The organism is Streptomyces sp. ID05-39B, from assembly GCF_033794725.1.
Lineage (GTDB): Bacteria > Actinomycetota > Actinomycetes > Streptomycetales > Streptomycetaceae > Streptomyces > Streptomyces bobili.
In genome coordinates this window covers 1-17,453 of record NZ_JARGEF010000180.1, presented here as the reverse complement: position 1 = coordinate 17,453, position 17,453 = coordinate 1, and the positions used below count along the sequence as shown (strand labels likewise).

General features: G+C 71.5%; 10 protein-coding genes. 8 read left to right on the top strand and 2 right to left on the bottom strand.

What is annotated here, in order from left to right; genetic code table 11:
• Window positions 1-43 precede the first annotated feature (43 nt).
• Genes P1P75_RS29800 through P1P75_RS29785 form a run of 4 tightly spaced genes read left to right on the top strand, consistent with a single transcriptional unit; the run spans window position 44 to window position 7,211 of the window.
• The gene (locus P1P75_RS29800) at window positions 44-2,272 is read left to right on the top strand and encodes a 1,4-beta-glucanase (RefSeq protein WP_319261179.1); all 2,229 of its coding nucleotides are present in this window, start codon (window positions 44-46) and stop codon (window positions 2,270-2,272) included.
• A complete protein-coding gene (locus tag P1P75_RS29795) occupies window positions 2,272-4,239 on the top strand; it encodes a beta-galactosidase (RefSeq protein ID WP_319261177.1) in 1,968 nt (655 codons plus the stop codon). The genes P1P75_RS29800 and P1P75_RS29795 overlap by 1 nt, the downstream gene beginning before the upstream one ends.
• On the top strand, window positions 4,236-6,446 hold the full coding sequence (locus P1P75_RS29790) for a glycoside hydrolase N-terminal domain-containing protein (protein ID WP_319261174.1): 2,211 nt from the start codon (window positions 4,236-4,238) through the stop codon (window positions 6,444-6,446). The genes P1P75_RS29795 and P1P75_RS29790 overlap by 4 nt, the downstream gene beginning before the upstream one ends.
• Window positions 6,447-6,497: 51 nt before the next feature.
• Complete coding sequence (locus P1P75_RS29785) at window positions 6,498-7,211, top strand: hypothetical protein (protein ID WP_319261172.1); 714 nt, start codon at window positions 6,498-6,500, stop codon at window positions 7,209-7,211.
• Window positions 7,212-7,269: 58 nt separating this feature from the next.
• Here the strand turns inward: P1P75_RS29785 and P1P75_RS29780 are convergent, their stop codons facing one another.
• Together P1P75_RS29780 and P1P75_RS29775 are read right to left on the bottom strand one after the other, a co-directional pair.
• Window positions 7,270-9,318 carry a glycoside hydrolase family 31 protein gene (locus P1P75_RS29780; RefSeq protein WP_319261170.1) on the bottom strand — a complete coding sequence of 683 codons (2,049 nt, stop codon included), beginning with the start codon at window positions 9,316-9,318 and terminating at the stop codon, window positions 7,270-7,272.
• Window positions 9,319-9,418: 100 nt separating this feature from the next.
• Window positions 9,419-10,432, bottom strand: coding sequence for a LacI family DNA-binding transcriptional regulator (locus P1P75_RS29775; protein ID WP_319261168.1), 1,014 nt, complete (start codon window positions 10,430-10,432; stop codon window positions 9,419-9,421).
• A 672-nt stretch (window positions 10,433-11,104) separates the two neighbouring features.
• Here P1P75_RS29775 and P1P75_RS29770 point away from each other — a divergent pair.
• The 4 genes from P1P75_RS29770 (at window position 11,105) to ispG (ending at window position 17,064) form a co-directional block, all read left to right on the top strand.
• Window positions 11,105-13,039 (top strand): acyl-CoA dehydrogenase family protein, encoded by a 1,935-nt coding sequence (locus P1P75_RS29770; RefSeq protein WP_319261166.1) that lies wholly within the window; start codon window positions 11,105-11,107, stop codon window positions 13,037-13,039.
• Between the two features lie 139 nt (window positions 13,040-13,178).
• Window positions 13,179-14,435 (top strand): 1-deoxy-D-xylulose-5-phosphate reductoisomerase, encoded by a 1,257-nt coding sequence (gene dxr / locus P1P75_RS29765; RefSeq protein WP_319261163.1) that lies wholly within the window; start codon window positions 13,179-13,181, stop codon window positions 14,433-14,435.
• An 8-nt stretch (window positions 14,436-14,443) separates the two neighbouring features.
• A complete protein-coding gene (locus P1P75_RS29760; protein ID WP_319261181.1) occupies window positions 14,444-15,736 on the top strand; it encodes a site-2 protease family protein in 1,293 nt (430 codons plus the stop codon).
• Window positions 15,737-15,906: 170 nt separating this feature from the next.
• The gene (gene ispG / locus P1P75_RS29755; RefSeq protein ID WP_319261160.1) at window positions 15,907-17,064 is read left to right on the top strand and encodes a flavodoxin-dependent (E)-4-hydroxy-3-methylbut-2-enyl-diphosphate synthase; all 1,158 of its coding nucleotides are present in this window, start codon (window positions 15,907-15,909) and stop codon (window positions 17,062-17,064) included.
• The last annotated feature ends 389 nt before the right edge of the window (window positions 17,065-17,453 follow it).

The following is a 17,453-nucleotide window of genomic DNA, read 5'->3' as shown; positions in this document are numbered from 1 at the left end:
TTGTCTTGTGGGCTCGTGTATGTATATAAGAGACAGGGCACCCATGTCCACCTCCCCCCTCAGCCGCCGCACGGTACTTGCCGGGACGGCAGCCGCCGCGGCACTCACCGCCACCCCCGCCCTCCAGGGCCGCACCCACGCCGCGGAGCGAGCGGCGGGGCTTCCCGCAGGCACCTACCGCTGGCGCACCGCCGTCATCGGAGGCACCGGCTTCGTGACGGGCGTCCTCTTCCACCCCACGGTCAGAGGCCTCGCCTACGCCCGCACGGACATCGGCGGCGCCTACCGGTGGGACGACCGCACCGCCCGCTGGACCCCCCTCACCGACCACCTCGGCTGGGACGACTGGAACCTCCTCGGGGTGGAGGCCATCGCCGTCGACCCGGCACACCCCGACCGCGTCTACCTGGCCCTCGGCACCTACGCCCAGTCCTGGGCCGGCAACGGCGCGGTCCTGCGCTCCGAGGACCGCGGCGCCACCTGGGCCCGCAGCGACCTGACCGTGAAGCTCGGCGCCAACGAGGACGGCCGCGGCACGGGCGAGCGCCTCCTCGTGGACCCGCGCGACAGCGACACCCTCTGGCTGGGCACCCGGCACGACGGACTCCTCAGGTCCACCGACCGCGGCGCCACCTGGAAGGCGGCGGACACCTTCCCGGCCGCCCCGAACGCCACCGGCCAGGGCGTCACCCTGCTCGTCGCGGCAGGCCGCACGCTCTACGCCGGCTGGGGCGACGCCGACGGCACGACGGCGACGGCCAACCTGTTCCGCACGGCCGACGGCATCACCTGGGAGCCCGTACCCGGACAGCCCGCCGGCACCGCCGCCAAGGTCCCGGTCCGCGCCGCCTACGACCGGCACACCCGCGAGCTGTACCTGACGTACGCCAACGCCGCCGGCCCCAACGGCCAGTCCGACGGCAGTGTCCACAAGCTGGCCACGGCCACCGGCAAGTGGACCGAGGTGACGCCGGTGAAGCCCGGCGGCACGACCGAGGACGGTTCCGCCGACAGCTTCGGGTACGGCGGCGCCGCCGTGGACGCCCGCCGCCCCGGCACCGTCGTGGTCTCCACCAACAACCGCTGGGCGGCGATCGACACCCTGTACCGCACCACCGACGGCGGCCGCACCTGGACCTCGCTGAAGGACTCCGCGGTCTTCGACGTGTCGGAGACGCCCTACCTCAAGTGGGGTGAGTCAGCACCCAAGTTCGGCTGGTGGATCCAGGCGCTGGCCGTCGACCCGTACGACTCCAGGCACATCGTCTACGGCACCGGCGCCACTCTCTACGGCACCCGTGACCTCAAGTGCTGGGCCCCGCAGATCCGCGGCCTGGAGGAGACCGCCGTACGCCAGCTGATCTCGCCGCCGACGGGCCAGGCGCACCTGATCAGCGGGCTCGGCGACATCGGCGTGATGTACCACGAGCGGCTCACCGCCTCCCCGTCGCGCGGCATGGCGACGAACCCCGTCTCCGGTTCCGCGACCGGACTCGCGCAGGCCGTGCTCAAGCCGTCGTACGTGGTCCGGGCGGGCTGGGGCGACCACGGCAACGGCGCCTTCTCGCGGGACGGCGGCCGGACCTGGGCGCCCTTCGCCGCGCAGCCCGCCATCGCCAAGGACGCGCCGGGGCCGATCGCCGCCAACGCCGACGGCAGCGTGCTGCTGTGGTCCTTCGTGCACTGGGACGGCACCCGGTACCCGGCGCACCGCTCGGCGGACAACGGCGCCACCTGGACCGAGGTCCCCACCTTCCCCAAGGGCGCCACACCGGTCGCCGACCCGGCCGACCCGGCGGTCTTCTACGCCTACGACACCGACGCGGGCACCCTGCTGGCCAGCACCGACGGCGGCCGTACGTTCGCCGCGCGGGCGAGTGGACTGCCCGCAGGGGACACCCAGTTCAAGGTGGCCGCGGCGCCGGGACGCTCCGGCGACCTGTGGCTGAGCGCCAAGTGGAACGGCCTGTACCGGTCCACCGACGGCGGCGCCGGCTTCGCGAAGATCGACAGCTGCTGGGCCTCGTACACCCTCGGCTTCGGCAAGGCCGCCGACGGGGCCGACCACCCCGCGATCTACCAGGTGGGCTCCACCGAGACGATCACCGCCGTGTACCGCTCCGACGACGGCGCGAAGACCTGGGTCCGGATCAATGACGACGCCCACCAGTGGGGCTGGACCGGCGAGGCCATCACCGGCGACCCGCGGGTGTACGGCCGCGTCTACCTCGCCACCAACGGGCGCGGCATCCAGTACGGGGAGCCGATCTGATGCCCGGCCTGAGCACGGCGACGAACGGCCGCATCCTCTACGGCGGCGACTACAACCCCGAACAGTGGCCCGAGGAGACCTGGCCCGAGGACATCCGGCTGATGAAGGACGCCGGCGTCAACTCCGTCACGCTCGGCGTCTTCTCCTGGTCGAAACTCGAACCGAGCCCGGGGGCCCGGGAGTTCGGCTGGCTGGACCGGCTCATGGACCTGACGCACGAGCACGGCGTCGGGGTCGTCCTGGCCACCCCCACCTCCTCGCCGCCGCCCTGGATGGGCCGCCTCCACCCGGACACGCTGCCCGTCGACCAGGACGGGCGCACCGAGTGGTGGGGCGGCCGCCAGCACTTCTCGCACTCCAGCGACACCTACCGCCGCTACGCCGCCGCCATCACCGAGGACCTCGCCGCCCGCTACGGCGGCCACCCGGCCCTCACCATGTGGCACATCAACAACGAGTACTGCACCTACGACTGGAGCGACGAGGCCGCCGCCCGCTTCCGCACCTGGCTGCGGAGCAGGTACGGCACCCTCGAGGCCCTCAACGAGGCCTGGGGCACCGCCTTCTGGAGCCAGGGCTACGGCGACTGGGCCGAGATCCACACACCCCGCCACGCCCACTACCTGAAGAACCCCAGCCAGGTGCTGGACTTCAAGCGGTTCACCTCCGACATGCTCCTGGAGTGCTACACCGCCGAGCGGGACATCGTCCGCCGGGCCACCCCGCACCTTCCGGTGACCACCAACTTCATGCCGCTGTGGGCCGGCCAGGACGCCTGGCGCTGGGCCGCGGAGGAGGACGTCGTCTCCGTCGACCTCTATCCCGACCCGCGCGACGCGATCGGCGCCCAGCACGGCGCCCTCGTCCAGGACATGACGCGCTCGCAGGCCCGCGGCCCCTGGATGCTGATGGAGCAGGCCGCCGGCCCGGTCAACTGGCGCGGGGTGAACCACCCCAAGCCGCGCGGCCTCAACCGCCTCTGGTCCCTCCAGGCCGTGGCCCGCGGCGCCGACGCCGTCTGCTACTTCCAGTGGCGCCAGTCCCGCCAGGGCGCCGAGAAGTTCCACTCCGGCATGGTCAGCCACGCGGGCGAGGAGGGCCGCACCTACCAGGAGGTCAAGCGGCTCGGCGCCGACCTGGCCAGGATCGCCGGGCGGGTGACGGACCGGCACACCGTCAACGACATCGCGATCCTGCACGACTGGAACGCCTGGTGGGCGAGTACCCAGGAGGGCCGCCTCTCCGCACACGTCGACCACCCGGCCGTCCTGGGCGCCTGGCACCGCGCCCTGTGGGAGTCCCACCTCACCACCGACTTCGCCCACCCCGAACACGACCTCGGGGGCTACAAGCTGGTCGTCGTCCCGCAGCTCTACCTCCTCACCGACGCCGCGATCGACAACCTCCTCGCCTACGTCCGCGGCGGCGGCACCCTCGTCAGCGGCTTCCTGACCGGCGTCGCCGACGAGGACGACCGGGTCCGCCCCGGCGGCATGGACGCCCGGCTGCGTGACCTGTTCGGCATCCGCACCCTGCACGAGTGGTGGCCCCTGGACCCGGGGGAGCAGGCCGAGTGCGACGGCTTCCGCGGCACCCTGTGGTCGGAGGAGATCGAGAAGACCGAGGACGCCGTGGCGGAGGCCTCGTACAAGGGCGGAGAGCTGGACGGCCTGCCCGCCGTGCTCCGCAAGGGCCGCGCCTGGTACGTCTCCACGCTCCCCGAACCCGAGTCCCTGCGCGAGCTGCTCGCCCGGATCGCGGCCGGCGCCGGAGCCGCCCCCGTGCTCGACGGGCTGCCCGCCCAGGTCGAGGCCGTCCGCCGCGGTGACCTGCTGTTCCTGCTCAACCACGGGCGCGAGTCCGTGACCGTCGAGGTTCCGGGCAGTCACCGGGACCTCCTGACGGACACCGAGGTGAGCGACGGGCTCACCCTCGGCCGCTACGGCGCCGCGGTGCTGGCCTCATGACCGCCGCCCCAGCCCCCGGCCCAGGCCCCGTCCACGGAACCTGGGAACCACGCCCGGCCGCCCGCTGGGAGGACGGCTTCCTCAGCGGCAACGGCCGTCACGGCGCCCTCGTGTTCGGCGATCCGAACGACGACCGTGTCATCGTCACCCACCACACCCTGGTCCGCCCCAACGGAGCCGAACACGCCGAGCCCCCACGGCTCGCCGCCGAACTCCCCGCCCTCCAGGACCGGTTGCTCGCCGGAGACCTCACCGCCGCCGAGGAGTTCACCGACGGACGGCCCCTGCAATGGGTGCAGCCCTTCCACCCGGCCTTCCAGATCCGGCTGCGGCGACCGGACGCCGAAACCCGCGACTACCGCCGCAGCGTCGACTTCACCACCGGCGAGGTCACCGCCACCGCCGCCGGCTGGACCAGCCGTGTCCTCGTCTCCCGCGCCGACGACGTGATCGTCCAGCACCTGGCCGGCCCCGGACTCTGCCTCGACCTCACCCTGGACCACCGGCTCCACGGCGTGCCCGCGCGCCTGGGCGTCGGCCACGGCGCGCTCCTCACATCGGAAGGCGCCGTCCTCAGCATCCGCGCCCGCTACCCGGACAGCGACCGCGCCTACACCGGCGTCACCCTCGTCGCGGTGACCGGCGGCCGGCTCTCCCTCGCCGCCCCCGGCGCCCGCGTCGAGGACGCCGACTCCGTGCTGCTCCTCACTCGCGTCCGCCGCCACACCGGCGACCTCGACGTCACCGAGGAGACCCGCGCCCTGCGCGCGATCCTCGCCGGACGCTCGTACGACGAACTCCGCGACCGGCACACGGCCCTGCACCGCACCGCCTACGAACGCGCCGGCCTCGACCTCGCCGCCGATCCCGGCGAACGCGCCCTGCCCGGCTCCGAACTGCTCAAGCGCCCGGACGGCACGGCGCTGCTGGAACGGCTCTTCGCGGCCGGCCGCTACCACCTGCTCAGCGCGAGCGGCCTCCTCCCGCCCCGCCTCACCGGCCTGTGGACCGGCGACTGGGACACGGCCTGGGCCGGCGCGTTCACCACCGACGCCAACCTCAACCTCCAGACGGCGTCCGCGGCGACAGCCGCCCTTCCCGAGGTCACGGCGGCCCTCGCCGCCCTGATCCACGGGCAGGCGGACGACTGGCGCGAGAACGCCCGCGCGATCTTCGGCGCCCGGGGAGTCGTCGCCCCGCCGCACACCGACGGCGAGTCGGGACTGACCTACCACTTCAGCCGCGAATACCCCCTCCACCTGTGGACCGCCGGCGCCGACTGGCTTCTCAAGCCGCTCGTCGACCACGACGAGACCCGCGGCGAACAGGACCCGCGCACCGCCGCCGCACTCGCCGAAGTCGCCCAGTTCTACGAGGACTTCCTCACCCGCACCGACGCAGACGGACACCTCGTCGTCGTCCCGTCCTACTCACCGGAGAACCGGCCTGCCAACGGGAGCTGGGGGGCGGTCAACGCGGCCATGGACCTCTCCGCCGCCCGGCACGCGCTCCGCACCGCCGCCGCCTACCACCCCGACCACGCGGCCCGCTGGCAGGCACTCGCCGACCGGCTCCCGCCGCACCGGACCAACGCCGACGGCGCCCTCGCCGAATGGGCCTGGCCCGGACTCGACGACACCTACGACCACCGCCACCTCAGCCACCTCTACGCCGTCTGGCCCCTCGACGAGATCAACCCCTACGACACCCCCCGCCTCGCCGCCGCCGCCCACCGCGCCCTCGAACTGCGCGGAGCCGAGAACGACTCCGCCCACGGCCACCTCCACCACGCGCTGATCGCGGCCCGGCTGCGCGACGGCCGACGCGTCACCGAAGCCCTCGCCCAGGTGCTGGAGGGCGACTTCTTCCACGCCTCCCTGATGAGCGCCCACTACCCCCACCGCGACGTCTACAACGCGGACGCCGCCCACACCCTGCCCGCCGTGCTCATCGAGGCACTCGTCCAGTCGACCCCCGACCGGCTGGTCCTGCTGCCCGCCCCCGGCCCCGCGCTCCCGGCCGGTGAACTCCGGGGCGTACGCACCCGGTTCGGCGCCGATCTCGACCTCGCCTGGGGCCCCGACGGAGCCCGCGCCGTCCTCAGACCGCACCGCACACACCGCATCGAAGTCCGGACTTCCTCCGGCACGGAGCCCCTCGACCTCGTCGCCGGAGAAGACCACGTCCTCACCCTGGGGGCGTGGTAACTCCCCGCAAATCCCCCGCATTTCCCCCCACCCATGGAAGGGACGACACCCATGGCATCGCGCACGCTGAGCAAGGTCACCAAGGCCCTGCTCGCCCCCACCCTCGCCCTCGGCGCCACCATCGGCCTCGCCGCGGCCCCCGCCCAGGCAGCCGTCTGGAACTCCTGCGACCAGTGGGGCAACACCAGCCTCAACGGCTACACCCTCTACAACAACATCTGGGGCTCCGGCGCCGGCAGCCAGTGCGCCTGGGCCAACTCCGGCACCAACTGGGGCGTCTGGGCCAACCACCCCAACACCGGCGGCATCAAGTCCTACCCGAACTCCAAGAAGGTGATCAACAAGACGATCACCTCGCTGGGCTCCCTCAACAGCAGCTACAACGTCACCGTCCCGTCGTCCGGCGCCTACAACTCCTCGTACGACATCTGGGACACCGACTACGACTACGAGATCATGCTCTGGGTCAACAAGACCGGAGCCGTCGGGCCCCTCGGCACCTCACAGGGCAACGTGACGCTGGGCGGCCACACCTGGACCGTCTACAAGGGCAGCAACGGCGCCAACGAGGTGTTCTCCTTCATCCGCACCTCGAACTCGTCCTCCGGGACCGTCCAGATCCTCCCCATCCTCAAGTGGATCAAGGACACCAAGGGCTGGATGGGCAACGAGACCATCGGCGACGTCCAGTTCGGCTTCGAGATCACCTCGTCCTCGGGCGGCCTGGACTTCCGCACCAACAACCTGACCGTCAGCAGCAGTTGATCCACTGAGCACCACCGGGCCGGCTTCCCCGCGAGGGGGAGCCGGCCCTCCCGCGCGCCTACTCCCGGATCGGCAGCCGGGCGCCGTCCCGCAGGAACAACGGGATACGGTCCAGCGGGGCGTCGACCGTCACGGCCGCACCCCCCTCGTACGTCTCACCCGTCCACGCGTCCGTCCAGCGCGCGCCCGCCGGAAGATGGGCCGAACGGTCCGTGGCGCCCACCGTGAGCACCGGGGCGACCAGCAGATCCCGGCCGAAGAGGTAGGAGTCGTCGACGGACCAGGCAGCCGGGTCGTCGGGGAACTCCAGGAACAGCGGCCGCATCACCGGCAGCCCCTCCTCGTGCGCCTCCCGCATCACCTGGAGCACGTACGGCTTCAGCCGCTCGCGCAGCCGCAGGTACTTCTCCAGGACCGCCCCGGCCTCCTCGCCGTACGACCACACCTCGTTGGGACCGCCGGTCATCTCGGGGCCCAGCGGCGTGCCCGGGTCGCGGAAGCCGTGCAGGCGCATCAGCGGGGACAGCGCTCCGAACTGGAACCAGCGGACCATCACCTCGCGGTACTCCGGGTCGTCCGGGTCGCCGCCGTGGAAGCCGCCGATGTCGGTGTTCCACCAGGGGATGCCGGACAGGGAGGTGTTGAGGCCGGCCGCGATCTGGCGGCGCAGGGTCGGGAAGTCGGTGCCGATGTCACCGGACCACAGGGCGGCCCCGTAACGCTGACTGCCCGCCCACGCCGACCGGTTGAGGGTGATGATCTCGTCGTCGCCGCTGCCGGACGCGCGCAGCCCCTCGTAGAAGGTGCGGGCGTTCTCGGCCGGGTACATGTTGCCGACCTCCAGGCCGGGACCCGCCCAGTAGCGCAGGTTCTCCGAGAATCCCGGCTTCAGCTCCGGCTCGCAGGCGTCCAGCCAGAACGCCGTGATCCCGTACGGAACCAGGTAGTTGTCGCGGATCCTGGACCACACGAACTCACGGGCCTCGGGGTTGGTGGCGTCGTAGAAGGCGACCTGGACCGTGGAGGCGACCTCCTTGTCCGGCCAGTCGGCGTGCGCCATCGGACCGTACTGCGTGCCGATGAAGTAGCCGCGCTGCTCCATCAGCTGATGGTTCTCCGACAGCGGGGACACCGACGGCCAGACACTCACCACCAGCTTCACGCCCAGCTCGTCCAGTTCGCGGACCATCGCGGCCGGGTCGGGCCACTCCGACAGGTCGAACTTCCAGTCGCCCAGATGCGTCCAGTGGAAGAAGTCGCACACGATGACGTCCAGGGGCAGCCCGCGCCGCTTGTACTCCCGTGCCACCGCGAGGAGTTCGTCCTGCGTCCGGTAGCGCAGCTTGCACTGCCAGAAGCCCGCCGCCCACTCCGGCAGCATCGGCGTACGGCCCGTCACCGCGCTGTAGCGGCGCTGGGCCTCGGCCGGGGCGCCCGCGGTGATCCAGTAGTCGATCTGGCGGGCCGAGTCGGCCACCCAGCGGGTGCCGTTGTGCGCCAGCTCCACCCGGCCGATCGCCGGGTTGTTCCACAGCAGGGTGTAGCCCCGGCTGGAGGTGAGCACCGGGATGCCGACCTCGGCGTTGCGCTGGACCAGGTCCACGACGAGGCCCTTCTGGTCGAAGCGCCCGTGCTGGTGCTGGCCCAGGCCGTACAGCTTCTCGTCGTCGTAGGCGGCGAACCGCTGCTCCAGGCGGTGGTGGCCGTTGCCGACGGCCGTGTAGAGACGCGAGCCCGGCCACCAGAAGTGGGCGCGCTCCTCGGCCAGCAGCTCCCGCTCGTCGGAGGTGTCCAGGAACCGGATCAGGCCCTCCGCGTCCACCTCCACGGTCAGCGCGCCGACCGTCAGCCGCCCCCGCCCGCCCTCGATCTTGACCGTGGACGGGGCCGGCGGCGCCTCCGCGAGCAGCGCGCCGGGCAGACCGTCGAGGAGGGGACCGCCGAGCCGCGCACGGACCCGGACCCCGTCCGGACCCCACGGCTCGACCCGGACGGTCTCCTGACGGCCGCTCCATTCCAGCGCGCCGTCCCGCTCACGGAAGATACCGACGGTGGGAGAGGACTGCGCCAGGCTGACCTGAGGCTGGTTTTCGGCAGGCTGATTCACGGGGCGTGCTCCTGTGCTCCTGGAGGAGTGAGACATGGGGGTGCCACGGGCGGGCACCGGTGAGCTTCGGATGTGCCGCAGGTGCGGAGGACGAGGTGGGTCAGGACGCGGCCGGCGCGGGGCCCGAACTCGCGCGGACCGTCAGTTCCGGGGCGAGCAGCACGATGTCGTCGTCACCCCGGCCGTCGAGCTTGGCGACCAGATACTCCACGGCCCGCCGCCCCATCTCCTGCGCGGGGATGGCGACCGACGTCAGCCGCACCGACGCCTGCACGGCGACCTGGTCGGGACAGATGGCGACCACGGACACGTCCTCGGGGACGGCCCGGCCCTGCTGGCGCAGCAGCGCGAGCAGCGGCTCCACCGCCGACTCGTTCTGCACGACGAACCCGGTGGTGCCCGGCCGCTCGTCGAGGATCCGGGCCAGCGTCACCGCCATCGCGTCGTACCCGTTCTCGCAGGGGCGGTGCAGCACCCGCAGCCCCAGTTCCTTCGCCCGGGACCGGAGCCCCTCGAGGGTGCGCTCGGCGAAACCGGTGTGCCGCTCGTACACCGCGGGCGCCTCACCGATGACAGCGATGTCGCGGTGGCCGAATGTCGCCAGGTGTTCCACGCACAGTGCGCCGGTCGCGCTCCAGTCCAGGTCCACACAGGTCAGGCCGGTGGTGTCGGCGGGCAGCCCGATCAGGACCGACGGCTGGCCGGCGCCTCGCAGCAGCGGCAGCCGCTCGTCGTCGAGCTGGACGTCCATCAGGATCATCGCGTCGGCGAGCCCGCTGCCGGAGACCCGGCGCACGGCGTCGGGGCCCTCCTCGCCGGTGAGCAGCAGGACGTCGTAGCCGTGTGCGCGGGCGGTGGTGGCGACCGCGATGGCGATCTCCATCATCACCGGCACGTACATGTCGGTGCGCAGCGGGATCATCAGCGCGATGATGTTCGACCGGCTGCTGGCCAGGGCCCGCGCGCCCGCGTTCGGGTGGTAGCCGAGCTGACGGATGCTCTGCTCGACCCGCTCCCGGGTGGTCGCGGAGATGGACCGCTTGCCGCTGAGGACATAGCTCACCGTGCTCGCCGAGACTCCGGCGTGCTGGGCGACCTCGGCGAGGGTGACCATCCAGCTCTCCAAGATGTGTGAAGCGCTTCGACAGTGCGCAGGGGGAACAGGGGCGGGTGAGAGTGGTTCGACAGTAGCTCTAGCGGGAGTGGGTGTCCATAGGTTGTCGAAGCGCTTCGACAGGGTTTCTCCGGCGTTTCGCCGAACCGGTCCGGCGGTCGGCTCCGCGGTCGGTTCGGCGGTCGCTTCGGCGGCGGTTGCGGCGGTCGGTCCGGCGGCCGGTCGAGCGGGGTCGGACCCCACGGTCCGCGGCAACCTCTCCCACCCGCGGCGGCCGCGGGGGCGGCCCCCGGGAGGCGTACGGGAACCGTCCCCCGCAGAGACCCCCGAAGCAATACCGCAGACCCTCCTGCTCAACCGCCAGGGCGGCGCCGGCCCGCTGGGATCCACATACGGCCCCCGGGCACCCGTCGGCACTCGTCCCCCGGGCACCCGTCGGCACTCGTCCGGCGCAAGCTCCTCGACAACGACACGCACGTCGCCGCAACCGGCTCCGGCACCGAGGTCCTCAAGGGAATCGGCCGCGGACCACCACGTCGTACACGGCTCACCGTCGGCCGACCGGACACGCGAGGGGTGGTGGGCTCGCCCGGGATCGGGTACCAACGATCGGGTAGCACCCATCGGTAACCAATGTGGTCCGAGAACCCGATTCGCGGCGAGGTGAGCCTCATGTCCGCACCACCCCTCAAGAAGCCCGTCGTCACCGAACGTGAGGCCCGGCAGGTGGCGGAGGCCGCCCGGGAACAGGACTGGCGAAAGCCCAGCTTCGCCAAGGAACTGTTCCTGGGCCGTTTCCGCCTCGACCTCATCCACCCCCACCCACTCCCCGCCGACGAGGCCGTACGGCGCGGAGAGCAGTTCCTGGCCAAACTCCACGAGTTCTGCGAGACGCGGATCGACGGCGCCCTCATCGAACGCGAGGCCCGCATCCCCGACGAGGTCGTGCGCGGCCTGAAGGAACTCGGCGCCCTCGGCATGAAGATCGACCCCAAGTACGGCGGCCTCGGTCTCACCCAGGTCTACTACAACAAGGCCCTGGCCCTGGTCGGCTCCGCCAGCCCCGCGATCGGCGTGCTGCTCTCGGCACACCAGTCCATCGGCGTTCCCCAGCCGCTGAAGCTGTTCGGCACCGACGAGCAGAAGCAGCGGTTCCTGCCCCGCTGCGCCTGCACCGACATCAGCGCCTTCCTCCTCACCGAACCGGACGTCGGCTCCGACCCGGCCCGCCTCGCCACCAGCGCCGTACCCGACGGGGACGACTACGTCCTCGACGGGGTCAAGCTGTGGACCACCAACGGCGTCGTCGCCGACCTGCTGGTCGTCATGGCCCGGGTGCCCAGGAGCGAGGGCCACAAGGGCGGCATCACCGCCTTCGTCGTGGAGGCGGACTCGCCCGGCATCACCGTCGAGAACCGCAACGCCTTCATGGGTCTGCGCGGCATCGAGAACGGCGTCACCCGCTTCCACCAGGTCCGGGTCCCCGCCGCGAACCGCGTCGGCCCCGAGGGCGCGGGTCTCAAGATCGCGCTGACCACCCTCAACACCGGCCGGCTCTCGCTGCCGGCCTCCTGCGTGGCGGCCGGCAAGTGGAGCCTGAAGATCGCCCGCGAGTGGACGGCCGCCCGCGAGCAGTGGGGCAAGCCCGTCGCCCACCACGAGGCGGTCGGCGCGAAGATCTCCTTCATCGCGGCGACGACCTTCGCCCTGGAAGCCGTACTCGACCTGTCCTCCCAGATGGCCGACGAGGACCGCAACGACATCCGCATCGAGGGCGCCCTGGCCAAACTCATCGCCTCCGAGATGGGCTGGCGGATGGCCGACGAACTCGTCCAGATCCGCGGCGGCCGCGGCTTCGAGACCGCCGACTCGCTCGCCGCCCGCGGAGAGCGGGCGGTCCCCGCCGAGCAGGTCCTGCGCGACCTGCGCATCAACCGCATCTTCGAGGGCTCCACGGAGATCATGCACCTGCTGATCGCCCGCGAGGCCGTGGACGCCCACCTCTCGGTCGCCGGCGACCTCATCGACCCCGACAAGTCCCTCCAGGACAAGGCGAGGGCGGGCGCCAACGCCGGCGTCTTCTACGCCAAGTGGCTGCCCAAGCTCGTCGCGGGCCCCGGCCAACTCCCCAACTCCTTCCACGAGTTCAAGCACGAGGTCGACCTCTCCCCGCACCTGCGCTATGTCGAGCGGCACGCCCGCAAGCTGGCCCGCTCCACCTTCTACGCCATGTCCCGCTGGCAGGGCCGCATGGAGACCAAACAGGGCTTCCTCGGCCGGATCGTCGACATCGGCGCGGAACTGTTCGCGATGAGCGCCGCCTGCGTCCGCGCCGAGCTGCTGCGCTCCCGCGGCGAGCACGGCCGCGAGGCCTACCAGCTCGCCGACGTCTTCTGCCGACAGTCCCGCATCCGCGTCGAGGAACTCTTCACCCGCCTGTGGTCCAACACCGACGACCTCGACCGCAAGGTCGTCAAGGGCGTCCTCGCGGGCACCTACGAGTGGCTGGAGCAGGGCATCGTCGACCCCTCGGGCGAGGGCCCCTGGATCGCCGACACCACACCCGGACCCTCCGCACACGAGAACGTCCATCGCCCGATCGGGTGACACCGCGCACACCCGGCCAGGGCTGTCCCCCCACGACCACCCCACGACCGACCCAAGAACACCCCAGGAGCCCCCCATGAGAGGGACCGTGGGGGGACACCCTGTCCACGCCCGTACGCGGTGCGGCAACAATGGGGGGATGAGCGACAGTCCAGCCCTCCTCGCCGACCCGCACCTCGTCTTCGACCCCGTGGCGGGCGACGGCCCCAAGGACGTGGTGGTCCTCGGGTCCACCGGGTCGATCGGCACCCAGGCCATCGACCTCGTGCTGCGCAACCCGGACCGCTTCCGGGTGACCGGCCTGTCCGCCAACGGCGGCCGGGTCGCCCTCCTCGCCGAGCAGGCCCGCCGGCTCCGGGTGCGGACCGTCGCGGTCGCCCGCGAGGACGTCGTACCGGCCCTGCGCGAGGCCCTGAGCGGCGAGTACGGCAGCGCCGAACCGCTCCCCGAGATCATCGCGGGACCGGAGGCGGCCACGCAGCTGGCCGCCTCCGACAGCCACACCGTGCTGAACGGCATCACCGGCTCCATCGGCCTCGCGCCCACCCTCGCCGCCCTGGAGGCGGGCCGCACCCTCGCGCTCGCCAACAAGGAGTCGCTCATCGTCGGCGGCCCGCTGGTGAAGGCGCTGGCCAAGCCGGGCCAGATCATCCCGGTGGACTCCGAGCACGCGGCGCTCTTCCAGTGCCTCGCGGCCGGCACCCGCGCCGACGTCCGCAAGCTCGTCGTCACCGCCTCCGGCGGCCCCTTCCGCGGCCGTACGAAGGAACAACTGGCGCAGGTCAGCGTCGAGGAGGCCCTCGCGCACCCCACCTGGGCCATGGGCCCGGTCATCACGATCAACTCCGCGACCCTCGTCAACAAGGGCCTGGAAGTCATCGAGGCACATCTCCTCTACGACATTCCCTTCTCCCGCATTGAGGTGGTCGTGCATCCCCAGTCGTATGTCCACTCGATGGTTGAGTTCACGGACGGATCGACACTGGCGCAGGCGACGCCGCCCGACATGCGCGGGCCCATCGCCATCGGCCTCGGCTGGCCCGAGCGGGTGCCCGACGCGGCCCCCGCCTTCGACTGGAGCAAGGCGTCGACGTGGGAGTTCTTCCCGCTCGACAACGAGGCCTTCCCCTCGGTGAACCTCGCCCGGCACGTGGGCGAGCTCGCGGGGACGGCCCCGGCGGTGTTCAATGCCGCGAACGAGGAGTGCGTGGAGGCGTTCCGCAAGGGCGCGCTCCCGTTCAACGGGATCATGGAGACCGTGACCAGGGTCGTCGAGGAACACGGCACCCCGCACACGGGAACCCCGCTCACCGTGGCGGACGTCCTCGAAGCGGAGACCTGGGCACGGACCCGGGCCCGGGAACTGGCGGCACAGACGGCGGAGGCCCGCGCATGACGACCCTGATGTTCATCCTCGGCATAGTGGTCTTCGCGTTCGGCCTGCTGGTGTCGATCGCCTGGCACGAGCTGGGACACCTGTCCACCGCCAAGCTCTTCGGCATCCGCGTGCCGCAGTACATGGTCGGCTTCGGCCCGACCCTGTGGTCACGGAACAAGGGCGAGACCGAGTACGGCGTCAAGGCCATCCCGTTCGGCGGCTACATCCGCATGATCGGCATGTTCCCGCCGGGCGAGGACGGCCGCGTCACCGCCCGCTCCACCTCGCCCTGGCGCGGCATGATCGAGGACGCCCGCTCGGCGGCGTACGAGGAACTCAGGCCCGGCGACGAGACGCGCATGTTCTACACGCGCAAGCCGTGGAAGCGGGTCATCGTGATGTTCGCGGGCCCCTTCATGAACCTCATCCTCGCGATCGCCCTGTTCCTCACCGTGCTGATGGGCTTCGGCATCCAGCAGCAGACCACCTCCGTCGCCTCCGTCTCGCCCTGCGTCATCGCCCAGAGCGAGAACCGCGACACCTGCAAGGAGTCCGACCCGCCCTCCCCGGCGGCAGCCGCCGGCATGGAGAAGAACGACAGGATCGTCTCCTTCGCGGGCACGCGCACCGACGACTGGGAGACCCTCTCCAACCTCATCCGGGTCAGCGCCGGCAAGGAAGTCGCGATCGTCGTCGACCGGGACGGCCGCGAGGTCACCCTGCACGCGAAGATCGCCGTCAACCAGGTCGCGAAGAAGGACGGCAACGGCACCTACGTCCAGGGCGAGTACGTCAAGGCCGGCTTCCTCGGCTTCAGCGCGGCCACCGGCGTCGTCAAGCAGGACTTCGGCGAGTCCACGGTGTGGATGACCGAGCGGGTCGGCGACGCCGTCGACTCCCTCGCCGCCCTGCCCTCCAAGATCCCCGCCCTGTGGGACGCGGCCTTCGGCGACGGCCCCCGCGAACAGGACTCCCCGATGGGCGTCGTCGGCGCGGCACGGGTCGGCGGCGAGATCGCCACCCTCGACATCCCGGCCTCGCAACAGCTCGCGATGTTCGTGATGCTGCTCGCAGGCTTCAACCTCTCCCTCTTCCTCTTCAACATGCTTCCCCTCCTCCCCCTCGACGGCGGCCACATCGCGGGCGCCCTGTGGGAGTCCCTGCGCCGCAACCTCGCCAAGGTGCTGCGCCGCCCCGATCCCGGCCCCTTCGACGTGGCGAAGCTGATGCCGGTCGCGTACGTGGTGGCGGGAATCTTCGTCTGCTTCACGCTCCTGGTGCTGATCGCTGACGTCGTCAATCCGGTACGGATCAGCTAGCCCCCGGGCGTTCACGGCGGCCCGGCACGATCTGTGCCGGGCCGCCTTCCATTGAGTGGGTTTGACGGCCGCGAGGTGCCCGGGCAGGGGCCCGTGCCGTAATCTCGAAGCCTGGAGCCCGCCACCGACGGGACCTGGACCTTGATCCACGACTTGGGGTTGCACAGCAGATGACTGCGATTTCTCTCGGCATGCCGTCCGTTCCGACCAAGCTCGCCGAGCGGCGCAAGAGCCGGCAGATCCAGGTCGGGTCCGTGGCGGTCGGCGGGGACGCTCCCGTGTCCGTGCAGTCGATGACCACGACGCGTACGTCCGACATCGGCGCGACGCTCCAGCAGATCGCCGAGCTGACCGCGACCGGCTGCCAGATCGTCCGCGTCGCCTGCCCGACGCAGGACGACGCCGACGCCCTCGCCACCATCGCCCGCAAGTCGCAGCTCCCGGTGATCGCGGACATCCACTTCCAGCCCAAGTACGTCTTCGCCGCGATCGAGGCCGGCTGCGCGGCGGTCCGCGTCAACCCGGGCAACATCAAGCAGTTCGACGACAAGGTCAAGGAGATCGCGAAGGCCGCGAACGATCACGGCACACCGATCCGCATCGGCGTCAACGCCGGCTCCCTCGACCGCCGCCTGCTCCAGAAGTACGGCAAGGCCACCCCCGAGGCTCTCGTCGAGTCCGCCCTGTGGGAGGCGTCCCTCTTCGAGGAGCACGGCTTCCGCGACATCAAGATCTCCGTCAAGCACAACGACCCGGTCGTGATGATCGAGGCCTACCGTCAGCTCGCCGCCCAGTGCGACTACCCCCTCCACCTCGGCGTCACGGAGGCCGGCCCCGCCTTCCAGGGCACGATCAAGTCGGCCGTCGCCTTCGGCGCCCTCCTCTCCCAGGGCATCGGCGACACCATCCGCGTCTCCCTCTCGGCCCCGCCGGTCGAGGAGGTCAAGGTCGGCAACCAGATCCTGGAGTCCCTCAACCTCAAGCAGCGCGGCCTGGAGATCGTCTCCTGCCCCTCCTGCGGCCGGGCCCAGGTCGACGTCTACAAGCTGGCCGAAGAGGTCACCGCAGGCCTGGAGGGCATGGAGGTCCCCCTCCGCGTCGCCGTCATGGGCTGCGTCGTCAACGGCCCCGGCGAGGCCCGCGAAGCCGACCTCGGCGTCGCCTCAGGCAACGGCAAGGGCCAGATCTTCGTCAAGGGCGAGGTCATCAAGACCGTCCCCGAGTCCAAGATCGTGGAAACCCTCATCGAAGAGGCCCTCAAACTGGCCGAACAGATGGAATCCGACGGCGTGACGTCGGGCGAGCCCCAGGTATCGGTAGCGGGCTGAGGAGGACGCGCCGAGCAAGGCGGCAGCTGACCGCCGCAGGCGCCCTGGGTGCGCGGGGAACGGCCCCCTCAGCCCCACACACCCGCACGGGCATGACGGCCTGCGGCACCCGGTCGCCTGTGGATCGCCGCAGGCGTCCTGGGTGGGCGGGGAGCTGCGCGCTCAGCCCCGACGCACCCGCAGGGTGACGACGGCCTGCGGCAGTTGATCGCCGTAGGCGTCTTGGGTGGGCGGGGAGCTGCGCGCTCAGCCCCCACCGACCCGCACGGGCATGACGGCCTGCGGCACCCGGTCGCCTGTGGATCGCCGCAGGCGTCCTGGGGGCGCGGGGAACTGCGCGACCAGCCCCCACGCACCCGCACCCGAACACCCGCCGCTCGCCCCAGGGC

Bases quoted from the DNA above. Each gene is read 5' to 3' on its own strand.
- P1P75_RS29775 (WP_319261168.1), bottom strand. From the start codon at position 10,432: ATGGTCACCCTCGCCGAGGTCGCCCAGCACGCCGGAGTCTCGGCGAGC.
- P1P75_RS29795 (WP_319261177.1), top strand. From the start codon at position 2,272: ATGCCCGGCCTGAGCACGGCGACGAACGGCCGCATCCTCTACGGCGGC.
- dxr (WP_319261163.1), top strand. From the start codon at position 13,179: ATGAGCGACAGTCCAGCCCTCCTCGCCGACCCGCACCTCGTCTTCGAC.
- P1P75_RS29770 (WP_319261166.1), top strand. From the start codon at position 11,105: ATGTCCGCACCACCCCTCAAGAAGCCCGTCGTCACCGAACGTGAGGCC.
- P1P75_RS29785 (WP_319261172.1), top strand. From the start codon at position 6,498: ATGGCATCGCGCACGCTGAGCAAGGTCACCAAGGCCCTGCTCGCCCCC.
- P1P75_RS29760 (WP_319261181.1), top strand. From the start codon at position 14,444: ATGTTCATCCTCGGCATAGTGGTCTTCGCGTTCGGCCTGCTGGTGTCG.
- ispG (WP_319261160.1), top strand. From the start codon at position 15,907: ATGACTGCGATTTCTCTCGGCATGCCGTCCGTTCCGACCAAGCTCGCC.
- P1P75_RS29800 (WP_319261179.1), top strand. From the start codon at position 44: ATGTCCACCTCCCCCCTCAGCCGCCGCACGGTACTTGCCGGGACGGCA.
- P1P75_RS29790 (WP_319261174.1), top strand. From the start codon at position 4,236: ATGACCGCCGCCCCAGCCCCCGGCCCAGGCCCCGTCCACGGAACCTGG.